The 21716-nt window shown below is 67.3% G+C and carries 20 protein-coding genes; 10 read left to right on the plus strand and 10 right to left on the minus strand.

Annotated elements, in window-relative coordinates; genetic code table 11:
* The first annotated feature begins 69 nt into the window (after nt 1-69).
* Nucleotides 70-1155, plus strand: a complete 1086-nt coding sequence (locus RTY13_RS09425) for a glycosyltransferase family 1 protein (RefSeq protein WP_312782930.1) — start codon at nt 70-72, stop codon at nt 1153-1155.
* A gap of 81 nt (nt 1156-1236) precedes the next feature.
* Here the strand turns inward: RTY13_RS09425 and RTY13_RS09430 are convergent, their stop codons facing one another.
* From RTY13_RS09430 to phnC, 4 genes are all read right to left on the minus strand, one after another.
* Nucleotides 1237-2322 (minus strand): substrate-binding domain-containing protein, encoded by a 1086-nt coding sequence (locus tag RTY13_RS09430; RefSeq protein WP_312782932.1) that lies wholly within the window; start codon nt 2320-2322, stop codon nt 1237-1239.
* Between the two features lie 116 nt (nt 2323-2438).
* Nucleotides 2439-3182, minus strand: coding sequence for a phosphonate ABC transporter, permease protein PhnE (gene phnE, locus RTY13_RS09435; protein ID WP_312783153.1), 744 nt, complete (start codon nt 3180-3182; stop codon nt 2439-2441).
* A gap of 77 nt (nt 3183-3259) precedes the next feature.
* Nucleotides 3260-4267 carry a phosphate/phosphite/phosphonate ABC transporter substrate-binding protein gene (phnD, locus tag RTY13_RS09440; protein WP_312782933.1) on the minus strand — a complete coding sequence of 336 codons (1008 nt, stop codon included), beginning with the start codon at nt 4265-4267 and terminating at the stop codon, nt 3260-3262.
* Nucleotides 4264-5061 (minus strand): phosphonate ABC transporter ATP-binding protein, encoded by a 798-nt coding sequence (gene phnC / locus RTY13_RS09445; protein WP_312782934.1) that lies wholly within the window; start codon nt 5059-5061, stop codon nt 4264-4266. The genes phnD and phnC overlap by 4 nt, the downstream gene beginning before the upstream one ends.
* A gap of 273 nt (nt 5062-5334) precedes the next feature.
* Here phnC and RTY13_RS09450 point away from each other — a divergent pair, with 273 nt between their 5' ends.
* From RTY13_RS09450 to RTY13_RS09475, 6 genes are all read left to right on the plus strand, one after another.
* Nucleotides 5335-6597, plus strand: coding sequence for a type III PLP-dependent enzyme (locus tag RTY13_RS09450; protein WP_312062168.1), 1263 nt, complete (start codon nt 5335-5337; stop codon nt 6595-6597).
* 118 nt (nt 6598-6715) lie between these two features.
* Nucleotides 6716-7768: a 1,9-bis(guanidino)-5-aza-nonane synthase gene (locus tag RTY13_RS09455; protein ID WP_312782937.1), complete on the plus strand. Its 1053-nt coding sequence runs from the start codon at nt 6716-6718 to the stop codon at nt 7766-7768.
* 108 nt (nt 7769-7876) lie between these two features.
* Entirely contained in the window at nt 7877-8197 is a 321-nt protein-coding gene (locus RTY13_RS09460) for a ribonuclease (RefSeq protein ID WP_312782938.1), read from the plus strand.
* Between the two features lie 72 nt (nt 8198-8269).
* Nucleotides 8270-8764, plus strand: a complete 495-nt coding sequence (locus RTY13_RS09465) for a hypothetical protein (RefSeq protein ID WP_312782939.1) — start codon at nt 8270-8272, stop codon at nt 8762-8764.
* The gene (locus RTY13_RS09470) at nt 8764-9582 is read left to right on the plus strand and encodes a phosphatase PAP2 family protein (RefSeq protein WP_312782940.1); all 819 of its coding nucleotides are present in this window, start codon (nt 8764-8766) and stop codon (nt 9580-9582) included. The genes RTY13_RS09465 and RTY13_RS09470 overlap by 1 nt, the downstream gene beginning before the upstream one ends.
* Complete coding sequence (locus RTY13_RS09475; RefSeq protein ID WP_312782941.1) at nt 9582-10553, plus strand: right-handed parallel beta-helix repeat-containing protein; 972 nt, start codon at nt 9582-9584, stop codon at nt 10551-10553. The genes RTY13_RS09470 and RTY13_RS09475 overlap by 1 nt, the downstream gene beginning before the upstream one ends.
* Here the strand turns inward: RTY13_RS09475 and aguB are convergent.
* From aguB to RTY13_RS09500, 5 genes are all read right to left on the minus strand, one after another.
* Nucleotides 10550-11416, minus strand: coding sequence for an N-carbamoylputrescine amidase (gene aguB, locus RTY13_RS09480; protein ID WP_312782943.1), 867 nt, complete (start codon nt 11414-11416; stop codon nt 10550-10552). The two genes, RTY13_RS09475 and aguB, sit on opposite strands and share 4 nt — an antisense overlap.
* Nucleotides 11417-12430, minus strand: coding sequence for an agmatine deiminase family protein (locus RTY13_RS09485; RefSeq protein WP_312782944.1), 1014 nt, complete (start codon nt 12428-12430; stop codon nt 11417-11419).
* A 201-nt stretch (nt 12431-12631) separates the two neighbouring features.
* Nucleotides 12632-15013, minus strand: a complete 2382-nt coding sequence (locus tag RTY13_RS09490) for a TonB-dependent receptor (protein ID WP_312782945.1) — start codon at nt 15011-15013, stop codon at nt 12632-12634.
* Between the two features lie 193 nt (nt 15014-15206).
* A complete protein-coding gene (locus tag RTY13_RS09495; protein ID WP_312782947.1) occupies nt 15207-16394 on the minus strand; it encodes a capsular biosynthesis protein in 1188 nt (395 codons plus the stop codon).
* A gap of 261 nt (nt 16395-16655) precedes the next feature.
* Entirely contained in the window at nt 16656-17807 is a 1152-nt protein-coding gene (locus tag RTY13_RS09500; RefSeq protein WP_312782949.1) for an OmpA family protein, read from the minus strand.
* Nucleotides 17808-18006: 199 nt separating this feature from the next.
* Here RTY13_RS09500 and RTY13_RS09505 point away from each other — a divergent pair, with 199 nt between their 5' ends.
* Nucleotides 18007-18915 (plus strand): SDR family NAD(P)-dependent oxidoreductase, encoded by a 909-nt coding sequence (locus tag RTY13_RS09505; protein ID WP_312782951.1) that lies wholly within the window; start codon nt 18007-18009, stop codon nt 18913-18915.
* Between the two features lie 173 nt (nt 18916-19088).
* Nucleotides 19089-20291 (plus strand): acetyl-CoA C-acyltransferase, encoded by a 1203-nt coding sequence (locus tag RTY13_RS09510; protein WP_312782953.1) that lies wholly within the window; start codon nt 19089-19091, stop codon nt 20289-20291.
* Here the strand turns inward: RTY13_RS09510 and RTY13_RS09515 are convergent.
* Nucleotides 20285-20992: a YafY family protein gene (locus RTY13_RS09515; RefSeq protein WP_312782955.1), complete on the minus strand. Its 708-nt coding sequence runs from the start codon at nt 20990-20992 to the stop codon at nt 20285-20287. The genes RTY13_RS09510 and RTY13_RS09515 overlap by 7 nt on opposite strands.
* Nucleotides 20993-21103: 111 nt before the next feature.
* On the opposite strand from RTY13_RS09515, the gene RTY13_RS09520 reads away from it, so the two are divergent.
* Complete coding sequence (locus tag RTY13_RS09520; RefSeq protein ID WP_312782957.1) at nt 21104-21715, plus strand: glutathione S-transferase family protein; 612 nt, start codon at nt 21104-21106, stop codon at nt 21713-21715.
* Nucleotide 21716: the final 1 nt, after the last annotated feature.

Below are 21716 nucleotides of genomic sequence, written 5' to 3' on the forward strand. Positions count from 1 at the left end.
TCTCGCCTTCGTCATGCGAAGCGGCTAGAACTTCCCGCTCAGCGAAACGGCCCGGGCCCACTCGACTTCATGCGCATTGTTCTGGTCACCGACGCCTGGGAACCCCAGGTCAACGGCGTCGTCCGCACCCTGACCCGCACCGTGGCCGAATGCCGCGCCATGGGCCATGAGGTCGACGTCATTGAACCCAGCCAGTTCAAGACCATCCCCTGCCCCACCTATCCCGAGATCCGGCTGGCCCTGGGCGCAGAAGAAGAGATTCGCGAACGCCTGCGCGCCTTCGAGCCCGAGGCCGTCCACATCGCCACCGAAGGCCCGCTGGGCATCGCCACGCGCCGCATCTGCGTGGAGTGGAAGCTGCCGTTCACGACCAGCTATCACACCAAGTTCCCGGAATACGTCTCGGCCCGGTTCCCGATCCCGGTCCAGGTCGGCTACGCCTATATGAAGTGGTTCCACAAGCCGTCGGGCCGACTGATGGTGGCGACGCCCACCCTGCGCGACGAACTGGTCGAGCACGGCTTCCGCAACGTCTCGCCCTGGACGCGTGGTGTCGACACCGAGCTGTTCCGGCCCGACCTGGAGCCCATCTACAAGGAGATGGGCGGCGAGAACTGGCCCCGGCCCTTCTTCCTCAACGTCGGCCGCGTGGCGGTCGAGAAGAACATCGAGACCTTCCTGGAACTGGACCTGCCCGGCACCAAGATCGTGGTCGGCGACGGCCCGGCCCGCGCCGAACTGGAAGAGAAATATCCTGACGCCAAGTTCCTGGGGGCGCGCTTCGGCGACGAACTGGCCCGCTGCTTCGCCGACGCCGATGTCTTCGTCTTCCCCAGTTGGACCGACACCTTCGGCCTGGTGATCCTGGAGGCCATGGGCGCCGGCACCCCGGTGGCCGCCTATCCGGCCCACGGCCCCATCGACATCATCCCGGGTTCGGGCGCGGGCTTCATCGACGACGACCTGAAGACGGCCTGCCTGAAAGCCCTGGAGCTGGATCGCAAGGATGTGCGCGCCTACGCCGAGAAGTTCAGCTGGCGCGCCTCGGCCGAACAGTTCGTAGAGAACCTGCAACCCTATCCCGACCCCGCGCGCGGCCGCTTCTGGCGCCGCCTGCGCCGCATCGCCCGGCTTAGGCGCAGGGCGGCGGCCTGAGTCGCTTCATCCAGGATCCAGACAGCAAGACGCCCCGGACGATGATCGTCCGGGGCGTCTGTTTTTCGACCGTCAGAACCCTTAGTTCGGGCGAGCCATCGAGGTCATGGCGGCGGCCTTGGCGCGTTCCGCCGTCAGTTGGTCGGCGGGCAGCGGCACCAGACCGCGGTCCTGCAGGTAGCCGCCGCGCGCGGCGGAGCCTTCGGACATGAACTCCTGGACGAACTGCTCCAGACCCGGCGTCACGCCCACGTGGGCCTTCTTGACGTAGATGTAGAGGCTGCGGGCCAGAGGGTAGCTGCCGTCGGCGATGGTCTCGGCCGAGGGGGCGACGCCGTCGATGGTCTCGGCCTTCACCGTATCCATGTTCTGCTCCAGGAAGGAGAAGCCGAACACGCCCAGCGAACCCGGGGTGCGGGTCAGGGTCTGGACGATGGCGTTGTCGTTCTCGCCCGAATCGACCCAGGCGCCGTCTTCACGCAGGGTGTGGGTCAGGGTCTCGAACCTGGTCTTGTCGTCCTTGAAAGCGGCGACGGCGGGGATCAGCTTGCCGCCTGGGGCCATGCCCAGCTCCAGGAAGGCGTCGCGCGTGCCCGAGGTGGGCGGCGGGCCATAGACCTGGATGCGCTGGTTCGGCAGGGCCTTGTTGACCTGGTTCCATGTCGTCGCCGGATTGGCGACGAAGGTCCCGTTCGGGCCGGGAACCTCCTTGGCCAGACCTTCATAGAGGTCGTTCAGCTCGAAGTTGAAGCTGTTGCCGGTACGCGCCGTGGCGATGACGATGCCGTCGAAGCCGATCTTGATCTCGACGATGTCGGTGACGCCGTTGGCGACGCAGCGGTCGAACTCGCCCTGCTTCATCGGGCGCGAGGCGTTGGCGATGTCGGGGGTCGAGGGGCCGACGCCGGCGCAAAAGGCCTGGATGCCGCCGCCGGTGCCCAGCGACTCGATGCGCGGGGCCGCCGTGCTGCCCGAGGTGCGGGCGAAGTTCTCAGCCACGCGGGTGGCGAAAGGGAAGACGGTCGAGGAACCGGCGGCCCAGATGCCCGCGCGGGCCTTCTGGCTGCCAGGGGCGGCGCCGCCCTCGTTGTTGCCGCAGGCGGCGAGCGCGACCAGGGCGGCGGCGCAAGCGCCGAATTTGGCGGTGAGTTTCAGGGAACGGATCATGGCCGGACCTCTCCAAGTCGTCAGTATGCGACGCTTTAGAGCAGCAGAGTGTGACGGTCCGGCCAGACCTTTGTGACAGTCAGAGCAAACCTTGCGGCCGCCCCCGCAGACGCCCGCTACAGCAGGCGCTTGCGCATGACCTGCGACAGGGTGTCGATCAGGGTCACGGCCACGACCACGATGATGACGATGGCCGACACCGCGCGGAAGTTGAAGGCGTTCATGCTGTCGAACAGCACCTGGCCGATGCCGCCGGCGCCGATCAGGCCCAGCACGGTGGCCGAGCGGCTGTTGGACTCGAAGCGATAGAGGGCGAACGAGGTCCACAGGGGCGCCACCTGAGGGATCACCCCCCAGACGATCTCATGCAGCTTCGAACCGCCGGTGGCGCGCACGCCCTCGACCGGGCCCTTGTCGATCGACTCGACGGCTTCGGAAAACAGCTTGGCCAGAACGCCGGCCGTGTTCAGGGTGATGGCGAGCACGCCGGCCAGGGGGCCGAGGCCCACGGCGGTGACGAACAACAGGCCGATCACCAGATCGGGCACCGAGCGCAACAGGTTCATGACCCAGCGCACCGGCGTCACGACCCAAGCGGGGGCCATGTTGCGCGCGGCGGCCAGCCCCAGTGGGATGCCGAACAGCACGGCCAGGAAGGTGCCCCACAGGGCGATCTGCACCGTCTCCCACATCTTGGCGACGAACATCTTCCATTCGGAGAAGTCAGGACGCAGCAGGTCGTGGACGAACAGACGGGTGCTCTCATTGCCCGAGAACAGGCGCGAGATATTGCCCAGGTCGACAGCGTCGATGCTGTAGAGCAGGACGGCGATCACGCCGCCCCAGACCAGGACGTCCATCGCCCAGGAGAGGGCGGACTTTTGCGGCGCGGCCGGAACGGCGCCCGCCGTCGAAGGGGGCGTCAGCGGAGCAGAGGTCAAGGCTGGACCTCACGCAGGCTGCGCAAGCGCTGGAGCTCGGCGGTCGCGGCGGCGGCGCCTGCCTTGTCGCCCTTGGCTTCGGCTTCACCGCGCTTCTGGTCGGCGATCATTTCACGGATCGGGTTCAAATAGCTGTCGTCGGCGGCGGCGAAGCGCGAATATTCCAGACCGGCCAGAACCTTGCGCTGACGCTCGGCTTCCGGGCCTTCGCCCTGGCCATAGGTCAGGAAGAAGCTGCGGATTTTTTCCTTCAAGACCGGGTCCAGGTCCTCGCGGATGACGATGCCGCTTTCCGGGATCGGCGGCGAGACCCAGATCTCTTCGATCTGATCGGCCAGTTGCGGGTTCTCGCGGCGGATGAAGATGGTGTTGACGCTGTTCGAGGTCGCCACGTCGATCACGCCAGTGGCCACGCCGAAGGCGTTGGCCTGATGGTTGGCCGAACGAACCGTCTTGAAGCACTGCGACGGCACGACGCCGCGCGCGTTGAACAGGAAGGTCATGGGCGCCAGGGTGCCCGAGGTCGACTGGGCGTCGCCGATGCCGAAATTGTACTGTTTGCCGCAGGCCAGGACCTTGTCCAGCGTGATGCCGGAGCCCTTCTTGACGATCAGGGTCGACTGATAGCTGTCCAGGCCCTCGCGGTTGACCGTGCGGGCGATGACCTCGGCATTGGCGCGATCAATGGCCTCGACCTCGGGCTTGGCCGAGAACCAGCCCACCTGGGTATGGTTGCCGCGCATGGCTTCAACCAGAACCGTGTAGTTCGAGCCGAAATAGGGCTTCACCGTCACGCCGATCGCCTTGGACATGTCGTCCAGCAGCGGTTGCCACAGCGGACCCGACGAGGCCTGGCCCTCGGCCGACAGGATGGAGAAGGTGATCTCGGTCGGGGCGGCGCCCGAGGCCTTTTCCTCGCCTTTGCCGCAGGCGGCGAGACCGAGGGTCAGGGCGGCGACGGCGGCGACGCCCATGAGGCGGCGAGTGATTAGGGTGCGGGTCATGCCTTGGCTTCCCAGAACGCGTCCTCGTACTCGGGACCGTAGATTTCAATCAGGCGCTTGGAGTCCAGACCGGTCGAGGGGCCGTCATAGACCACCTTGCCCTTTTGCAGGGCGATGACGCGGTTGCAGTAGCGGATGGCGTAGTCGACCTGGTGCAGGGTGACGATCACGCCCATGCCGTCGCGCTTGTTCAACTCGACCAGCAGTTCCATGACCTTGCGGGCCGAAACCGGGTCCAGCGAGGCGACCGGTTCGTCGGCCAGGATGGCTTGCGCGCCCTGGACGATGGCGCGGGCGATGGCCCCGCGCTGCTGCTGCCCGCCCGACAGAGTGTTGGCGCGCTGAGGCGCGTACTCGGACACCCCGACGCGGTGCAGAGCCGCCATGGCCCGCTCCTTGTCCGCCTTGGGCCAGACGCCGAACACGCCCCGCCAGCCCGGCAGACGCCCAAGGGCGCCCAGCATGACATTGGAGAAGAGCGACAGACGCCCCACCAGATTGAACTGCTGGAAGATCATGCCCATACGGCCGCGCGCCTTGCGCACGGCGCCGGTGATGCGGCCGTTCTGCTGAACGGTCTCCCCGAACACCTGAATCGTCCCCTTGCCGGGATCGATCGGATGCAGGCCGGTGATGGAGCGCAGCAGGGTGGACTTGCCCGATCCGGACGGACCGATCAGGGCGACCATCTCGCCGGCGGCCACTTCGACGGACACGCCGTCGAGCGCCTTTCGGGCTCCGTAGGTCTTTGACACATCCTTTACGGACGCGACAGCGGCGGTTGAAGAACTCATGAACCCGTGGGTGGCGGTTGCAACAGGGGGCGCCGCATGACGCGCCACGCGCGTTTCGACAAGTCTTAATGACATGGCTGCGTCGATTTCGTCCAGTGCGAGCCCCCTTTGCGCCCCTTCCCCTGTGGATCGGATGTGGATCAGGTCACGAAATTACCGCTTTACATGACGGTCGAGCATCCCTACATCGCGCGTTCCGGCGGACCCCGTGGTCTAACCGTTAAGCGCTGCTAACGCCGGTCTGGGTTAACAATTAGCAGGGGGTTACGTGAATTGCGCACGTACCAACTTCCCCTGGACCTGGTCCGTGAGCGGTCCCCTGAACGTCCCGTCGCCCTCGTGCGGCCGCGTTCGGTTTCCGTAGCGGCGCGCTGGTTCCAGGATAATCTGAAAGCCGACGTCTTCTATGCAGTGAAGGCGAACCCCTCGCGCTGGGTCATCGAGACCCTGGTCGAGCAGGGCGTCAACGCCTTCGACGTCGCCTCCCTGGCTGAGATCGAGCTGGTTCGCTCGGTCAGCCCGAACGCGCGTCTGGCCTTCATGCACCCGGTCAAGAGCCGCGGCGCGATCCGTGCCGCCTACGCCGACCACGGCGTGCGCACCTTCGTGCTCGACAGCCACGACGAGCTGCAGAAGATCATCGAGGCGACCGACAACGCCGACGACCTGAACCTGGTCGTGCGCATGGCCGTCTCGGCCGACGGCGCCGCCTATTCCCTGTCGGGCAAGTTCGGCGTCTCGCCGGATCAGGCCCCCGCCCTGCTGCTGGCCGTGCGCCAGGCGGTTCAGGACGGCCTGATGGGCGTGTCGTTCCACGTCGGTTCGCAATGCATGCGTCCCTCGGCCTATGAAGCCGCCATGTCGCAGGTCGGCCGCGCCATCAAGAAGGCGGGCGTCTTCGTCGACATCGTCGACGTCGGCGGCGGCTTCCCCTCGGTCTATCCGGGCATGGTCCCGCCGGACCTGAGCGAATACGCCGACGCCATCCATCGCGGCTTCAACGAGATGCCGGTGTCGGAAACGACCGAGCTGTGGTGCGAACCCGGCCGGGCCTTGGTGGCCGAGTCGTCCTCGGTGCTGTGCCGCGTGGACCTGCGCAAGGGCGACGCCCTGTATCTGAACGACGGCTCCTACGGCTCGCTGTTCGACGCCACCCACTCGCGCTGGCCCTTCCCGACCAAGCTGGTCCGGGACGGCGAAAGCTCGGGCGAGCTGAAGCCCTTCCGCTTCTACGGCCCGACCTGCGACAGCATCGACCACATGCCGGGTCCGTTCTGGCTGCCGGCCGATGTGCAGGAAGGCGACTTCATCGAGATCGGCATGCTCGGCGCCTACGGCGTGGCCATGACGACGGGCTTCAACGGCTATGGCGAGCACGAGATCGCCGCGGTCGAGGACGCCCCGATGGCTTCGCTCTACGGCTTGGCCCCGCGTTCGATCCCCACGGTCCGCACCTCGGCCGAGGAAGCCGCCCGCAAGGTGGTCCGCCTGTCACGCCCCAAGGGCAAGGCCGGCGCGCGCAAGCGCAAGCGCTGATCGCCTGACCCAGAACCGTCTTCGGACGTTGGTATGAGATCCGCAGCGGCCCGTCGCTCCGTCCGGGCCGCTGCGTCTGCTTGACGACGGGCGCTCATATCCTAGGGAAACCGCCGAAATGAACGCTCCCGTTCAGTCGAACCAGAAGGCTGCGCTGCTTCAGAACACCGTCGAGCACGTCGACATGACCAGCTTCGACGCGCGTCCGATCATCGACAGCATGCGCAAGATGAGCTTCAGCTCGCGCGACACGGCTCGCGCCGCCGACATCTTCAACATGGCCCTTGAGGACAAGGCCTGTTCGCCCTGGCTGATCCTGGCCGGCTCGACCTCGGCCGGCGGCTGCATGCATGTCTATCGCGATATGGTGAAGTTCGGCATGGTCGACGCCATCGTCGCCACCGGCGCCTCGATCGTGGACATGGATTTCTTCGAGGCCCTGGGCTTCAAGCACTATCAGGCCGCCGGCGAGGTGGACGACAACGTCCTGCGCGACAACTACATCGACCGGATCTACGACACCTATATCGACGAGGAAGAGCTCCAGGCCTGCGACCACACCATCCTGGAGATCGCCAACCGTCTGGAGCCGCGCGGCTATTCCAGCCGCGAGTTCATCTGGGAGATGGGCAAGTGGCTGTCCGAGGGCAACGCCAAGAAGCCCGGCTCGCTGATCCAGACCGCCTATGAAGAGGGCGTGCCGATCTTCTGCCCGGCCTTTGTCGACAGCTCCGCCGGCTTCGGTCTGGTCAAGCACCAGAAGGAGCGCGCCGCCGCCGGTCTGCCCTATCTGATGCTGGACGCCATCGCCGACTTCCGCGAACTGACCGACATCAAGATCGCCGCCGGCGTGACCGGCCTGTTCATGGTCGGCGGCGGCGTGCCCAAGAACTTCGCCCAGGACACCGTCGTCTGCGCCGAAATCCTGGGCGTCGAAGCCGAAATGCACCGCTATGCGGTGCAGATCACGGTCGCCGACGTGCGCGACGGCGCCTGCTCGTCCTCGACGCTGAAAGAGGCGGCGTCGTGGGGCAAGGTCCAGACTACACACGAGCAGATGGTCTTCGCCGAAGCTACGACCGTCGTCCCCCTGATCGGATCGGACGCCTGGCATCGGGGCGCCTGGAAGACCCGCGAGAAGCGCCGCTGGAACAAGCTGTTCGGCAAGTAGGAAAAGGTCCGGTTGCGGATCAAAGGCCGGTGGAGCGATCCACCGGCCTTTTCATTGGCGGAACCATCGCCCTGCCGCCTCGCGTTATCCTCACACAAGGAGACGATGATGGCCGATCCCAAGACCGACACCGAGGAAGCCCGCGAAGCCGCCGCCATGGGCGAAAAGCCCGACCTGGGCCATACTCAGGACGCGCTGAAGAAAGCGCTAGAGGGCAGCGACATGGGCTCTGATACGCGCGCCGGCTCCTTGCGCGGTGGCTCTGCGTCCGGCTCGGACATTGATCCGGACCAGGATGTCATCAACGAGGCCCTGGCCGCCGAGGGCCGCCGCGTCAAGGGCGAAGGCTCCAGACCTGCAGGCGGTCCCGCCGAGGCCCGCAAGTCCACCGGCCAGCCCGGCGACGATGTGGATGCTCCAACCGGTTGAACCGCCTTGCTGCCGCCGCACGGATGGGCCACGGTGTTCATCAAGTTGAACAGTCTCAAGGACGTAGGCGGGATGAAGCGTAGCGTGGCAGCCGTCGCCGTGGCCCTCACGGTCGGTCTCGTCGGATGCGATGAGCGCAGTGAAGCTGCGCCCGAGACCAGCCTGCCCCCGCCTGCCGACGCCCCCGCCGAGATCGCGCCGGCGACCGCCGCGGCCCCTGCTCCCGCCGCACCTGCCGACGCCGCGCCGATCGACGGCGCCCCGGCCTTCGCCGCCCTCTATCCCGGCGCCCAGGCCGACGGCCCGGCCACGGTCGCCAACGGCCCGACCGGACCCGGCGGCCTGATCACCTTCACCACGGACGCCGACCCTGACGCCGTCGTCGCCTTCTACAAACAGCGCGCCGAGGCCGCCGGCCTGGCCCCCGTCATGGCCATGAATCAGGGCGAGGCCCGCGCCTATGGCGCCGCCGCCCGCAAGGCTGACGGCGCCACCCTGCAGGTCGTGGCCTCGCCCGGCGAAGGCGGCCTGACCTCGGTCCAGCTGACCTGGAGCGCCGGGGCTTGATGAACCGCCGGGGGGCCTTCATCATCGCCGCTGTCGCTGCCGGGCTCTCGGCCTGCGCGGGCACCCCCGCCGCCCTGCGCCCGCAAGCGGTTCAGGCCGCCGCCCCGGAAGCCAAGGGCTATCTGACCGGGCCGCTGATCCAGGCCCTCGCCGACGCTGTGCCGCCGTCGCCTGTCGCCGGCTCACCGACCGATCTGGCCGACAAGGCGCGATCTGCTCAGTTCAGGACGCTGGAGGACAGCGACCGCTGGCTGCTGGCCACCGCCCACGCCGAGTTGCGCCCGCCTCTGGCGCTACAGCATTTCGACTGCGCCCTGGGCGTGCGCCTGGGCTCGGCGACGACGCCGAACCTGAACCGGCTGATGCAGCGGTTGTTCGACGATTCCGACGCGGCCGCCGAACTGGTCAAGGCGCGCGGCTTCCGCGCCCGCCCGGTCGGCGACGATCCCGAGCGCCGCCCCTGCCAGCGCGTCAGCGAGGCAGGCCGCAGAAGCGCCTCCTATCCTTCCGGCAGCTCGACCGTGGCCACCGTCTATGGCGAAGCCTTCGCCGCGCTGGAGCCCCAGCGCGCGACTGAGGCCCGACGCACTGCCCACGAGATGGGCCTGAGCCGTCTGGTCTGCGGCATGCACTATCCCAGCGACGTCGCCGCCGGCGAAACGCTCGGCAAGGCTGTGTTCGAAGCCGCCGCCGCAACGCCCGGTTTCGACGCCGATCTGGTCGCCGCTCGCGCCGAACTGGCGGCCGCGCGCGCCACCGGCCTGACCAGCCCCGGTTGCGCCTCAGAGCGTCTGGCCCTGGCCACGCCCCTGCCCTGATGACGGCGCCGCTGGCGGCCTTGTGGCTGAGCGCCTTTGCCGACCTCTGGTCTCTGCCGGCCGCCCGCCCCTGCTCCGCCGCTGAACTCGCCGAGCTGACCGCCGAGGCGCCCACGCCCTACCGCCTGACCTGCCGCGCGATGCTGGCGCCGGGCCAGAGCATCCGTCGCTCCTTGCTGATCGAAGGCGCCGAAGCTTCCGGCGCCGGGCTGGATTGCAACGGCGGCGCGGTCGGACGACCGGGCGTCGTCACCACCACGCGACAGCCGACCCTCGCCATCTGGTCGCGCCGCCTCGACGCCCGGCACTGGAGCCGTCCGACCGATATCCGAATCAAGAACTGCACAGTCCATGGAGCCGTGCGCGTCTGGGGCATGGGGGCGGATGGGGGCTATGACGACCTGCGCGCCTCGTCGCGCACCGCCGAACATACGACGACAACCCAAGGCGCGGCGCCCAGCCATGTTGAGCTGGAACGGGTGACCATCGTCGGGACCGGCTCCATCCCCCTCTATGTCGGACCAGGGGTGACGCGCCTCAGCCTGACCAACTCGACGCTGACGGGGCGCAGCGATGCGACCGCCCTCTATCTGGACGCCGAGAGCGCCGATAACCGCATCGAGAACAACTCCATCGCCGTCGCCACCCGGCGCGAAGCCGTCGCCGTGGACGGCTCGGCCCGCAACCGCATCATGGGCAATCGCTTGACGCTCGCCGGGCGAGGCGGGGTCTTCCTCTATCGCAACTGCGGCGAGCGCGGCGTGATCCGGCACCAAACGCCGTCGGATAATCAGATCACGGACAATGTCTTTTCCGGCGCCGCATGGCTGCGCCCGCAACTGGTCGTGGTCGGATCACGCGAAGGCCGCAGGTCCTACTGCGGCGCGGACCGCGGCTACCCCTGGGGCAGCAGCGCCGACGACGGCGACCGCGCCACGGGCAATGTCGTGGCGCGGAACACGCGTCGTTAGGCCGGACGGCCGGTCGCCAGGGCGCCGTACAGTTCCGGGCGGCGGTCACGGAAGAAGCCCCAGGCGGCGCGGTACTGATCCAGGAAGTCCAGGTCGAAGGTGTGGACCAGCACGCCCTCTTCGCCCGCCAGGCTCTCGACCAGATCGCCGCGATGATCGGCGATGAAGGAGTGGCCGTAGAAGCTCTGGCCGGCCTCGGTCAGGGTCTCATGGCCGATGCGGTTCGAGGCGATGACCGGCATGGCGTTGGACACGGCGTGGCCCTGCATGGCGCGCTGCCAGGGGGCGGCGGTGTCCAGGGTGGCGTCATGCGGCTCCGAGCCGATGGCGGTCGGATACATCAGGATGTCGGCGCCCTGCAGGGCCATGGCGCGGGCGGCCTCGGGGTACCATTGGTCCCAGCAGATGCCGACGCCGATGCGACCGAAGCGGGTGCTCCAGACCTTGAAGCCGGTGTCGCCGGGACGGAAGTAGTACTTCTCCTGATAGCCGGGGCCGTCGGGGATGTGGCTCTTGCGATAGACGCCCAGGGCCTCGCCGTCGGCGTCCAGCATGACCATCGAGTTGAAGTAGTGCGGGCCCTCCTTCTCGAAGATCGAGACGGGGATGACCACGCCCAGTTCCTTGGCCACCGGCTGCAACTGGACCACCGCCGGATGCTCGCGCCACGGATAGGCCGAGGCGAACCAGTGCTCCTCCTGCGTGACGCAGAAGTAGGGCCCCTGGAACAGCTCCGACGGCAGGATGACCTGCGCGCCCCTGGCCGCGGCCTGGCGGATCAGGCCGATGGTCTTGTCGATATTGGCCTGCATGTCCTCGCCGTACGAGGTCTGGAGGGCGGCGACGGTGACGGTGCGGGTCATTTACGCGGGCTCCTGCTGGCTGATGCAGTGGAAGGATCCGCCGCCGGTCAGGACGGCGTTCGACGGCGACAGGACGATCTCGCGGTCGGGGAAGACGGTCGCGAGAGCTTCACCGGCCAGACGCGCGGCCGTGTCGTCGCCATAGGTCGGCACCACGACGGCGCCGTTGGCGATCAGGAAGTTCATGTGGCTGGCCGGGATCGGGCGCTCGTCGGCGTCCAGCACCAGACCCGGCGACGGGATGCGCAGCACCTTCAGCTTGCGGCCCATGGCGTCGGTCGTCTCCATCAGGGTGCGGGCGGTCTCGTCATAGACCTCGGCGTTGGGGTCCTTGCGGCCGAAGGCGATGGGACAGGCCACCACGCCGGGCGCGACGAAGCGAGCCAGGTTGTCGACGTGGCCGTCGGTGTGGTCGTTCAGCAGTCCGTCGCCCAGCCAGACCACCACCTTGGCGCCGACCGAAGCGGCCAGCGCGGCCTCGGCGTCGGCCTGGGTCCAGGTCTTGTTGCGGTTCCTGTTCAGCAGGCACTGGCGGGTGGTCAGGACCGTGCCCTCGCCGTCGTGATCCAGGGCGCCCCCTTCGAGGATATACTCATGGCGCGTGGTCGGCACGCCCGAGAAGGCGGCGATCTGATCGGCGACCTCGTCGTCGTGGGGATAGTCGTACTTGCCGCCCCATCCGTTGACGCTGAAGGTCTGGGCCGTCTTCGAACCCGCGTTGAAGATCGGGCCGGTGTCGCGCAGCCAGATGTCGCCGAAGCGGGCGGCCACGACCTCGACGCCGTCGACGCCGTCCAGACGGGCGCGGGCACCCGGCAGGGCCTCGTCATTGCCGACCATCAGCTTGACCTGCTCGCGGCCCGGACCGGCCAGAGCGCGCACCAGGGCTTCAACCTCGTCCTGGGCCTGAGCGAAATACTCGCCCCACAGCTCGACATGGCTGGGCCAGCCGACCCACATGGCGCGGTGCGGCGTCCATTCGGCGGGGATGGCCAAGGTCGAGGGCGAGGTCATGGGCGAGGTCGATCCGAACGGGAGAAAAGGCAGACCGCGCCAGATAGGCCGAGACGCCCCCCGGTTCAATGTTTGCGGGCGATCGGCCGCAGCGACGGCCTTCCCCGCACGGGCCTCAAGTAGCGCAAGGCGCGGCAGGCCCAAAAAGAAAGGGCGGCCCGTCGCCGGACCGCCCTTCCGTGTCTTGATGCAGGCTGCCTCTTAGAAGGAAGCGCGCAGGGTGACCATGGCCGTGCGCGGGGCGCCCAGCTGGTACTGGGCCGAACCCGTCGTCGAGGTCGAGATGTCGCCCAGGTACTCTTCGTCGAAGAGGTTGATGACGTTCAGCTGGATGTAGGAACCGCCAGCGCCGACCGAAGCCAGGTTGTAGCGGACGTCCAGGTCGAAGGTCAGGTAGTCAGGAGCGACTTCCGTATTGATGTCGTTCGAGAAACGCTCGCCGACGAACTTGCCCTGCAGACCCAGGTCAAACTTGCCGATCGTATAGGCCGCACGGGCGCCGAACTGCCAATCAGGCGTTTCAACCAGCTGATTGCCGGCGATCTTGATGAAGATCGGATTGCCGTTGCTGTCCGTGCCGTTCGGCAGGTCGTTCTTCACTTCGCTGTCGGTGTAGGTGAACGAACCGGTCAGGTTCAGGTTCTCCATCGGCGACCAGCCGATCTGACCGTCGACGCCCTGCAGGGTCACGTCGCCGACGTTACGCGTCAGGAACAGGCCAGCGGCTTCGTCGAAGGTGCGCACGATGCGGTTCGCATAGTCCGTCTTCCACACGGCGACCGAGGCGATCACCGAACCCGACTGGTAGCGGTAGCCCAGGTCGTAGGAATTGGTGGTTTCCGGTTCCGGGTTCACATCAACGACGTCGTACAGGTCGTCGGTGCGCGGGGCCGAGAAGCCTTCAGCATACGAGGCATAGATCGACTGGTTCGGCGCAAACTTCCAGGTCACGCCGGCGTTCGGCAGGAAGGCGTCGTACTTCTTCTCGAACGAGCGCGGCTTGCCGTACTCGTTGTTGGCGCTGCCGTTCATCGACGACACCGGGAAGGTGACCAGACCGTCGTTGTCGGCGTCGACGCCGACCTGCGTGGTGCAGTAGGCGTTGAAGGTGTCGCGCTGGTAGCAGTAGTTGTTCAGTTCGCGGTCGAAGAAGGGAGCGCGGGCGCCCAGCGTCACATCAACCGAGTCATTGAAGAACGAACCGCGGTACTCAGCCGCGATCTGATTCAGCATGGCGTAGGACAAACGGTTGCGGCGTTGCAGGATGGTGCCGTCGGGCAGCTCGACCGGGCGACCGTTGCGACCCGCGAACGGATCTTCCGGGAAACCGTTGGCGTCGATGTAGCCGAACTGGCCGGTCTGGCGGTGACGACCCCAGTCGAAGGTGTAGGCCAGGCGGAACTGATGATCCTCAGCCGCGTCCCAGATCAGCGAGCTGGTGACGCCGTAGCGGTGCGTGTTGGTGATGTTCGGACGGAACAGGGTCACGCGCGTGGCGCCGTTGATCACGCCGTCGCCGTTCAGGTCGACCCCGGCAGCCGACGAGTTGCCGATCAGTTGCGGATCGGTTTCGCTCATCGTCTGAGTGCCGCCCCCGTGGGCCAGGGTGTACTGGAACGACGGGTCGATCGTCAGCTTCAGCGTATCGCTCAGGGTGAAGCGCGACTGGCCGCGGATGTTGCCGGTGTTCGACGGGTTGATCGCCGTGGCCTGCGAACGAACCGTGTTGTAGTCGTCCTTGTCGTAAGCGCCGCCTGCGTTGAACTGCGCCAGCGTGACGCGCGGCATGAACTCGTTGCGGTTCTCGTTGTAGTGACCGGTGACAGCGATGAAGTCACCGTTGTCGCCCAGGGGCTGATAGATGCGGCCGTTCAGTTGCATCTTGTCGACGCCGCCGGCGCCCACGAAGTGATCATAGACGGTCTTCGAGGCCGAGAACCAGGCCGAGGTGCCCCACGGGCCGACTTCGCCGGTGTCCACCAGGGCGAAGATGCGCTTGTAGCCGTACTCGCCCAGCGAGGGCTGCAGGATGACGCCGAAGTCCTTGGCCGGACGACGCGTGATGTAGTTGACGGTGCCGCCGGTGGCCGAAGCCGTCGGGCTGTCCACGTCAGTCGTGCCCAGGTTGACCGAGGCGCGTTGGATCAGTTCGGGATCCAACTGCTGGTTCGAGTAGATGGCGTAGTTGCCGGTGTCGTTAAGCGGAATGCCGTCTTGCGTCAGCGAAACGCGCGCAGCATCAAAACCGCGGATGGTCAGGTCGCCGCCGGCCGAGCCGTAGGCGTCGTTGTTGGTGAAGTTGACGCCCGGCAGCAGGTTGATCGAGTTCAGGATCGTCTGGCCGGCAGCCTGGGTGCCGATAAAGGCTTCCGTGATGGTCGCACGCGACTTCGGATTGTTTTCAACCACAACGCCTTCGATGGCGCGCGGGCCACGAGCGCCGGTGACGACGACGTCGCCGACTTGCGTGGCGCGATCTTCAACAGCCTGCGAAGCGGTCGACTGGGCCGAGGCGGCGCCGGCCATGAGAACGCCGCTCATGAGGGCGGTGGTCGCCCAGAACAGCTGTTTGCGGTTGGTCATCTGTTGGTATCCCCAGTGATGAAGGCGAAGCGCCATGCGCGGCAGGCCAATGGCGCCTGTCGAGATGGGCTGGGCCTTAAGGCCGCTGCGGGAAGTTTGGACGACAGTCGTGTGACAGTGATATGACAGTCATCGGGGGTGGCTATAACGCCACACCCCTGTGGACGATTGTCTGCTGTCAATTTTCGCCGGGTCAGCCGCCGCGCAGGGCGAAGGCGTCCGCGACGAGTCCGGCCGTCGGCCGCATGGCCCGCGGCTCGTGATAATTGCCGTTGATCTGACTGCGGGCGATCACATGCGCCCTGAAGGCTGTGAACAGCTTGGGATCGGCGGCGACCGGCGCCTTCCAGAAGCCGTCCAGCGGCTGCTGATCGGTCAGCCCCTCGAAATCGAAGAAGGCGTCGCCTAGGACCTTGACCGGCGTGCGGAACCCAAGCGCCGACAGGGCCGCGCTGGAATTGTTGACCACCATCCCTTGAGAGGCGCGACACAGCTGGGCCAGGTTGCCGCCATCGATAAAGTCGACCCGATCATCCAGACCGCGTTCGACCGCCAGACACCGGGTCATATGCTCCAGGTCCGACAGCCCGGGATCCAGCGGATGGTTCTTGACCACCAACCGACTGTCCTTGGGCGCATAGCGGGCGAAACTGCCCATGACCTCGGCCAGGAAGGCGGTGTTGTCGGCATAGGAGGAATAGCGCAGCAACTGGGCGTCGCCTTCACGCTGAAGACAGGCAATGAAGAAGGGCCCCCGCGCGCGGATCACATCCGCGTCGCAGGACTGCTTGGGACGCGTCGCCAGGCCGAAGTAGCGGCGGACATGACCGAAAAACTGCCGCCAGGGCGAAACCGTATAGGGGTGTCGATAGCGCGGGAAAGCCAAACGCCCCAGCGGCTGAACCGCGTGATAGAAGCTGATGTTGAACACATGGTGCGGCAGGATCTTGCCCACCGGACGCGTCACCGGCAGCTCCGGCCCGGGCATGGCGTAGCCGGAGGCCGAGCGCGGCAGACTGCTGGAACCGTTGACCCCATTCTGCTCCAGCGTGATCCAGTCGGGCCGGAAGTAGCCGTTCTCCAACACCCAGACGCGGGCGCTCAGAGCGTCGGCTTGCGACAGGACGCCCTGATTGTAGGGCCCGCCCTCGCCGAACACGACAATGTCGGAGAACTCCGCCGCCAGCGCGCGAACACGCACAGGCCAGCGCCGAACATGATCGCGGAAGGTCACGCCGCCGGCGCGACGCCAGGTCACGAAATCGCCGGCGTTGAAGATCATGCGGCTGACTTCACCGCCCCGCGCCACGATAGCCTCGGCCAACAGTCGCCCGAAGCCGCCGAATGGAGCGGTCACGATCAGAAAACGGCGGCCGCGCAAGTCCGCCTGCACCAGCGGGATCGCGTTCGGCTGATCAGGATCAAATGGCGCGAGCAAACGCTGAGTGTCTTTCCAAGAAACGAGCCCTTCTCCTAGTGCCAAGACTATGTCGATGACAAGGCGGCCCGGAGGGGGATCGAGTCTGCATTACAAAACTAGAAGGCCGCCGGCTCTGAAAGAAACCGACGGCCTGCTTGCTCGACATCTGGTGAAGCCGCCCTCCGAAGCCTTACCTTTCGGTCAGCCTCGGAGGGCGCTCCCTTAGAAGTTGATGTCGATGGTGGCGCGACGGTTGAGCGGCTCGCGCACGCCGTCAGCGGTAGCCTTGGCCAGGGCGGTTTCACCCTTGCCGTCGAGGGCGATGACGCCGCCGTTGACGCCTTGGGCGACCAGGGCGTCGGCGACGGTGCGCGAACGACGGTTCGACAGGCCGAGGTTGTAGGCGGCGTTACCCGAGGTGTCGGCGTGGCCGACGACCAGGATACGGGTCGGGGCGCCCGACTTGGCGTAGTTGGCGGCTTGGGTAACCACCGAACGGGCTTCCGCCGTCAGGTCCGAGCGATCCCAGTCGAAGTAGACCACGAACTGACGCGCAGCCGGCTTGGCCGGAGGCGGCGGAGGCGGCGGCGGGGGCGGCGGGGGCGGCGGGGGCGGCGGCGGCGGCGGCGGAGGCGGCGGCGGGGGAGCCGCCGGCTCGGCGCCGAAGGCGTAGCGCAGACCCAGGGTCACGGTGTGCGACTGGTCGTAGTCGCCGGCCATTTCGCCGAAGGCGTTGGTCGCCGTGTTCGTGAAGGTCGCGAACTCGGCGTCGCCCGTCAGGTAGCGGTAGGTCAGGTCGATGTTGGCGCGATCGCCAACAGCCCAGGCCAGACCGGCGATCGCCTGAGCGGCGAACTTGGTCGAGCTGTCGTCAGCGCCGAAGGCCACGGTCGGGTTCTGACGCAGACGGCCGACGACGTCGGTGTTGACGTGGTTGGCGCCGACGCCCAGGCCGACGAAGGGACGGATGCCCCAGGCCGAGCGGCCGAAGTCATAGATGACGTTGGCCATCAGGGTGGTCGAGGTGATGTCGCCTTCGGGCGAGTAGCACGGACCGGTGGCCGGCGTGACGTTGCACAGGCCTTGCGGACCCGAGACGGCGCGCACGGTGCCGACGTCGCCCGAGCGGTAGCCGCCTTCCAGTTCAACGCGCCAGTTGGGGTTGAAGCGGTAGCCGAGGCGGGCGAAGGCGGCCCAGCCGTCGTTGACTTCCCAGTTCCAGTTGGAACCGCGGGTCGACGACTCGGTGTTGATGTCATCGATGATGTGGTAGCCGGCGTCGACGGCGCCGTACCAGCCGTCCGGCTCAGCCGACGCAGCGCCGGCGACAAACAGCCCGGCCGCAGCGACACTGGCGAGAAGTTTGAGCTTCATAGTGTCCTCACACTCAAGTTGATCCGAAAGCCGTCGTCGATGACGTCAGCACTCAGGGGGCTTCAACGGCACGAGACCGCTCAGGTTCCGCCATCTTTCCCCGCATTGTGACAACTGTGGCGCCCTTTCAACACATCCGGCCGTTTTTTCCCTCAATCGAGCCTGCTAGGACCATTTTGAAACACAACGGAGGCAAGGGATGACGATCACGTTCGACGGCCAGGTAGCGATTGTGACGGGCGCGGGCGGCGGATTGGGCCGCGAACACGCCCTGGCCCTGGCGGCGCGGGGTGCCAAGGTGGTGGTCAACGACCTGGGCGGCGCGCGCGACGGCTCGGGCGGATCAGCCACGGCGGCCGAGGCCGTGGTGGCCGAGATCATCGCGGCAGGCGGCGAGGCCATGGCCAATGCGGCCTCCGTCACCGACGCCGAAGCGGTCGAGGCCATGGTGGCCGAAGTCATGGCCCGCTGGGGCCGCATAGACATTCTGGTGAACAACGCCGGCATCCTGCGCGACAAGAGCTTCGCCAAGATGGAACTGGCCGATTTCCGCCTGGTCATGGATGTCCACCTGATGGGCGCGGTCCATTGCACCAAGGCGGTGTGGGACATCATGCGGGCCCAGAACTACGGCCGCATCGTCATGACCACTTCGTCGTCCGGCCTGTTCGGCAACTTCGGCCAGGCCAACTACGGCGCGGCCAAGATGGCCCTGGTCGGCCTGATGCAGACCCTGGCGATCGAGGGGGCCAAGAACGACATCCGCGTCAACGCCCTGGCCCCGACCGCCCACACCCGCATGACCGAGGACCTCGGCGCCGCCCTGCCGCTGGAGGCCCTGGGCCCGGAGCTGGTCTCGCCGGGTCTGCTCTATCTGGTCAGCCGCGACGCCCCGACCCGCGCGATCCTGGCCGCCGGCGCCGGCGGCTTCGAACGCGCCTACGTCACCCTGACCCAGGGCGACTTCGCCGTCGGCCCCGACGCCGCCGAACAGGTCGCCGCCCGCTTCGACGCCATCTCGGACCGCGCCAATGAGATCGTCCCGGACATGGGCGCCGCCCAAGGCATGATCGAACTGACCAAGGCCCAGAAGCATCACTCTTCTTAAGGGGCCTGCCGCGCTTCGCGAGACTTGAGGCCGCATTCACTTCTCAAAAGACGCCTTGCGTTGACCCGACGTGAGGCGCCTATCCTCTCCTTGTTAGGCAGGAAACGCGCTCATGCAGCGAGCGACCGCGTCGCGAGCGATAGCGCCCTCAAAACAAAGAAGGAGCATCGCAGATGCGTGAAGCCGTCATCGTCTCCACCGCCCGCACCCCGATCGGCCGGGCCTATCGCGGGGCCTTCAATGACACCCAGGCGCAGCAACTCGGCGCCCACGCGGTGAAGCACGCGGTCGCCCGCGCCGGCGTCGATCCCGCCGAGATCGAGGACGTCATCATGGGCGCGGCCCTGCAGCAGGGCTCGACCGGGACCAATGTGGCGCGTCAGGTAGCCCTGGCGGCGGGCCTCCCCTCCTCCGTTCCCGGCATGAGCCTGGACCGCCAGTGCGCCTCGGGCCTGATGGGCATAGCCACGGCGGCCAAGCAGGTCGTCTTCGACAACCAGAAGATGGCGGTCGGCGGCGGGCTGGAGAGCATCTCCCTGGTCCAGAACCAGCACATGAACCTGTATCGGATGAAGGACGAGGCCCTGCTGAAGCTGTCGCCCCACATCTATATGTCGATGCTGGAGACCGCCGAGGTCGTCGCCCGTCGTTACAACATCAGCCGCGACGCCCAGGACGAATACGCCCTGCAGTCGCAGCAGCGCACGGCGGCGGCCCAGGCCGAAGGCCTCTTCGACGCCGAGATCGTGCCCATGACCACCAGCATGCTGGTTATGGACAAGGCGACCGGCGAGACCACCTCCAAGGAAGTCACGCTGGCCAAGGACGAGGGCAATCGCCCCGACACCACGCTTGAGGGCCTGCAATCGCTGAAGCCCGTCTTCGGCGGCGGCGAGGAAATCCAGCAGGGCGAGTTCATCACCGCCGGCAACGCCTCGCAACTGTCGGACGGCGCCTCGGCGGCGGTCATCATGGAGGCGGGCGAGGCGGTGAAGCGCAACCTGCAGCCGCTCGGCGCCTATCGCGGCATGGCCGTTGCCGGATGCGAACCCGACGAGATGGGCATCGGCCCCGTCTTCGCCGTGCCCAAGCTGCTGAAACGCCACGGCCTGACCATGGACGACATCGGCATCTGGGAGCTGAACGAAGCCTTCGCCGTGCAGGTCCTCTACTGCCGCGACAAACTCGGCATCCCCAACGACCGGCTGAACGTCTCGGGCGGCGCCGTCTCCATCGGCCACCCCTACGGCATGTCGGGCGCGCGAATGACCGGCCACGTCCTGATCGAGGGCAAGCGGCGCGGGGCCAAATACGGCGTCGTCACCATGTGCATCGGCGGCGGCATGGGGGCCGCCGGGTTGTTTGAAATCTACTGAGGTCCGCACTCAGCGGCCCGCCGCGCCTCCATCGCTGCGAACCAGCGCTGGCGCAGGACGGCGGGCCGACCCGGATAGCGGTCGTCCAGAAACTCCGCGTCAACCACCCGGTCGGCGCGGAAGCTGCGGAAGTCCTCACGCGTCTCGCACCAGGCCAGCAGCAGGCGCGCCCTCTCATGATAGCCGATCAGGAAGGGCCAGATGACGCGCGTCGTCTCGCGCCCCTGCTCGTCGGCGTAGTGCAGCCGCAGCTTGCGCCCGGCGTGGATCCAGGCCCGCACCTGGGCCAGGTCCACCGTCTCGATCTTCTGCTCCCATGGCGGGGGCGTGGCCACCGAAGGCTCCAGCACCACCGGCCGCAGACGCTCAGGCACGATGGCGGCGATCTTGGCGGTCAGGTCGCGCGCCGCTCGCGCCAGGGCCGGATCGCCGCGCGCCGCCACCCATTGCGCCCCCAGCACAACCGCCTCGATCTCGTCCGAGGTCAGCATCAGCGGCGGCAGGTCGAAACCGCCGTCCAGCACATAGCCCAGCCCCGCCTCGCCCCGGATCGGCACCCGCTGGCCCAGCAGGGCGGCGATGTCGCGATAGATGGTGCGTTTGGAGGTCTCCAGCTCGGCCGCGATGGCGTCGGCCGTCACCGGACGCGAGGCCCGGCGCAGCACCTGGATGATCTGGAACAGTCGGTCGGCGCGTCTCATGTCTCCACCCTCGCCGAACACTGCTGACAGCATGGTGGCAGCAGGGTGTCAGTAGTCAAGACGGACTGCCGCCGACGCTCCGTCGCGGCGCGATATCTGGGAGGACTATCGATGCTGACCCTGTTCCACGCCCCCTGGTCCCGTTCCTCGCGCCTGGTCTGGCTGGTCGAGGAACTGGGGGCCGACTGCCGCATCGAATACTGCGACATCCGCCGCATGGACGGCACGGGCGCCGCCGATCCGAAGAACCCCCATCCCGACGGCAAGGTCCCGGCCCTGCTGCACGACGGCGCCCTGATCACCGAGTCGGCGGCGGTGGCCCTCTATCTGACCGGATTGCACCCCGAGGCGGGTCTCGGCTTCCCGCCGGACTCGCCGCAGCGCGGGCCGCTGCTAACCTGGATGTTCTGGGCCTCGGGCGAGCTGGAGCCGTCGCTGTGGAACAAGATCACCGGCGCGGTGGAGGTCGACACCTACGCCCGCGCCCGCTACGACGCCGCCATGACCCGGCTGCTGGAGGCCCTGTGGGAAGGCCCCTGGCTGATGGGCGACCGCTTCACCGTGGCCGACGTCCTGATCGGCAGCACCGTGGCCTGGGCGCGCGAGCATCTGCCGGAAAGCCCCCTGCTGGACGCCTATGTCGAGCGGCTGGCGGCGCGTCCCGCCCATGCCCGCGCCATCGCCCGGGACGGCGCCCCGGCGCAGTATGCTCAAGCCAGCTAGG

It is taken from the genome of Brevundimonas sp. (assembly GCF_032055285.1).
Lineage (GTDB): Bacteria > Pseudomonadota > Alphaproteobacteria > Caulobacterales > Caulobacteraceae > Brevundimonas.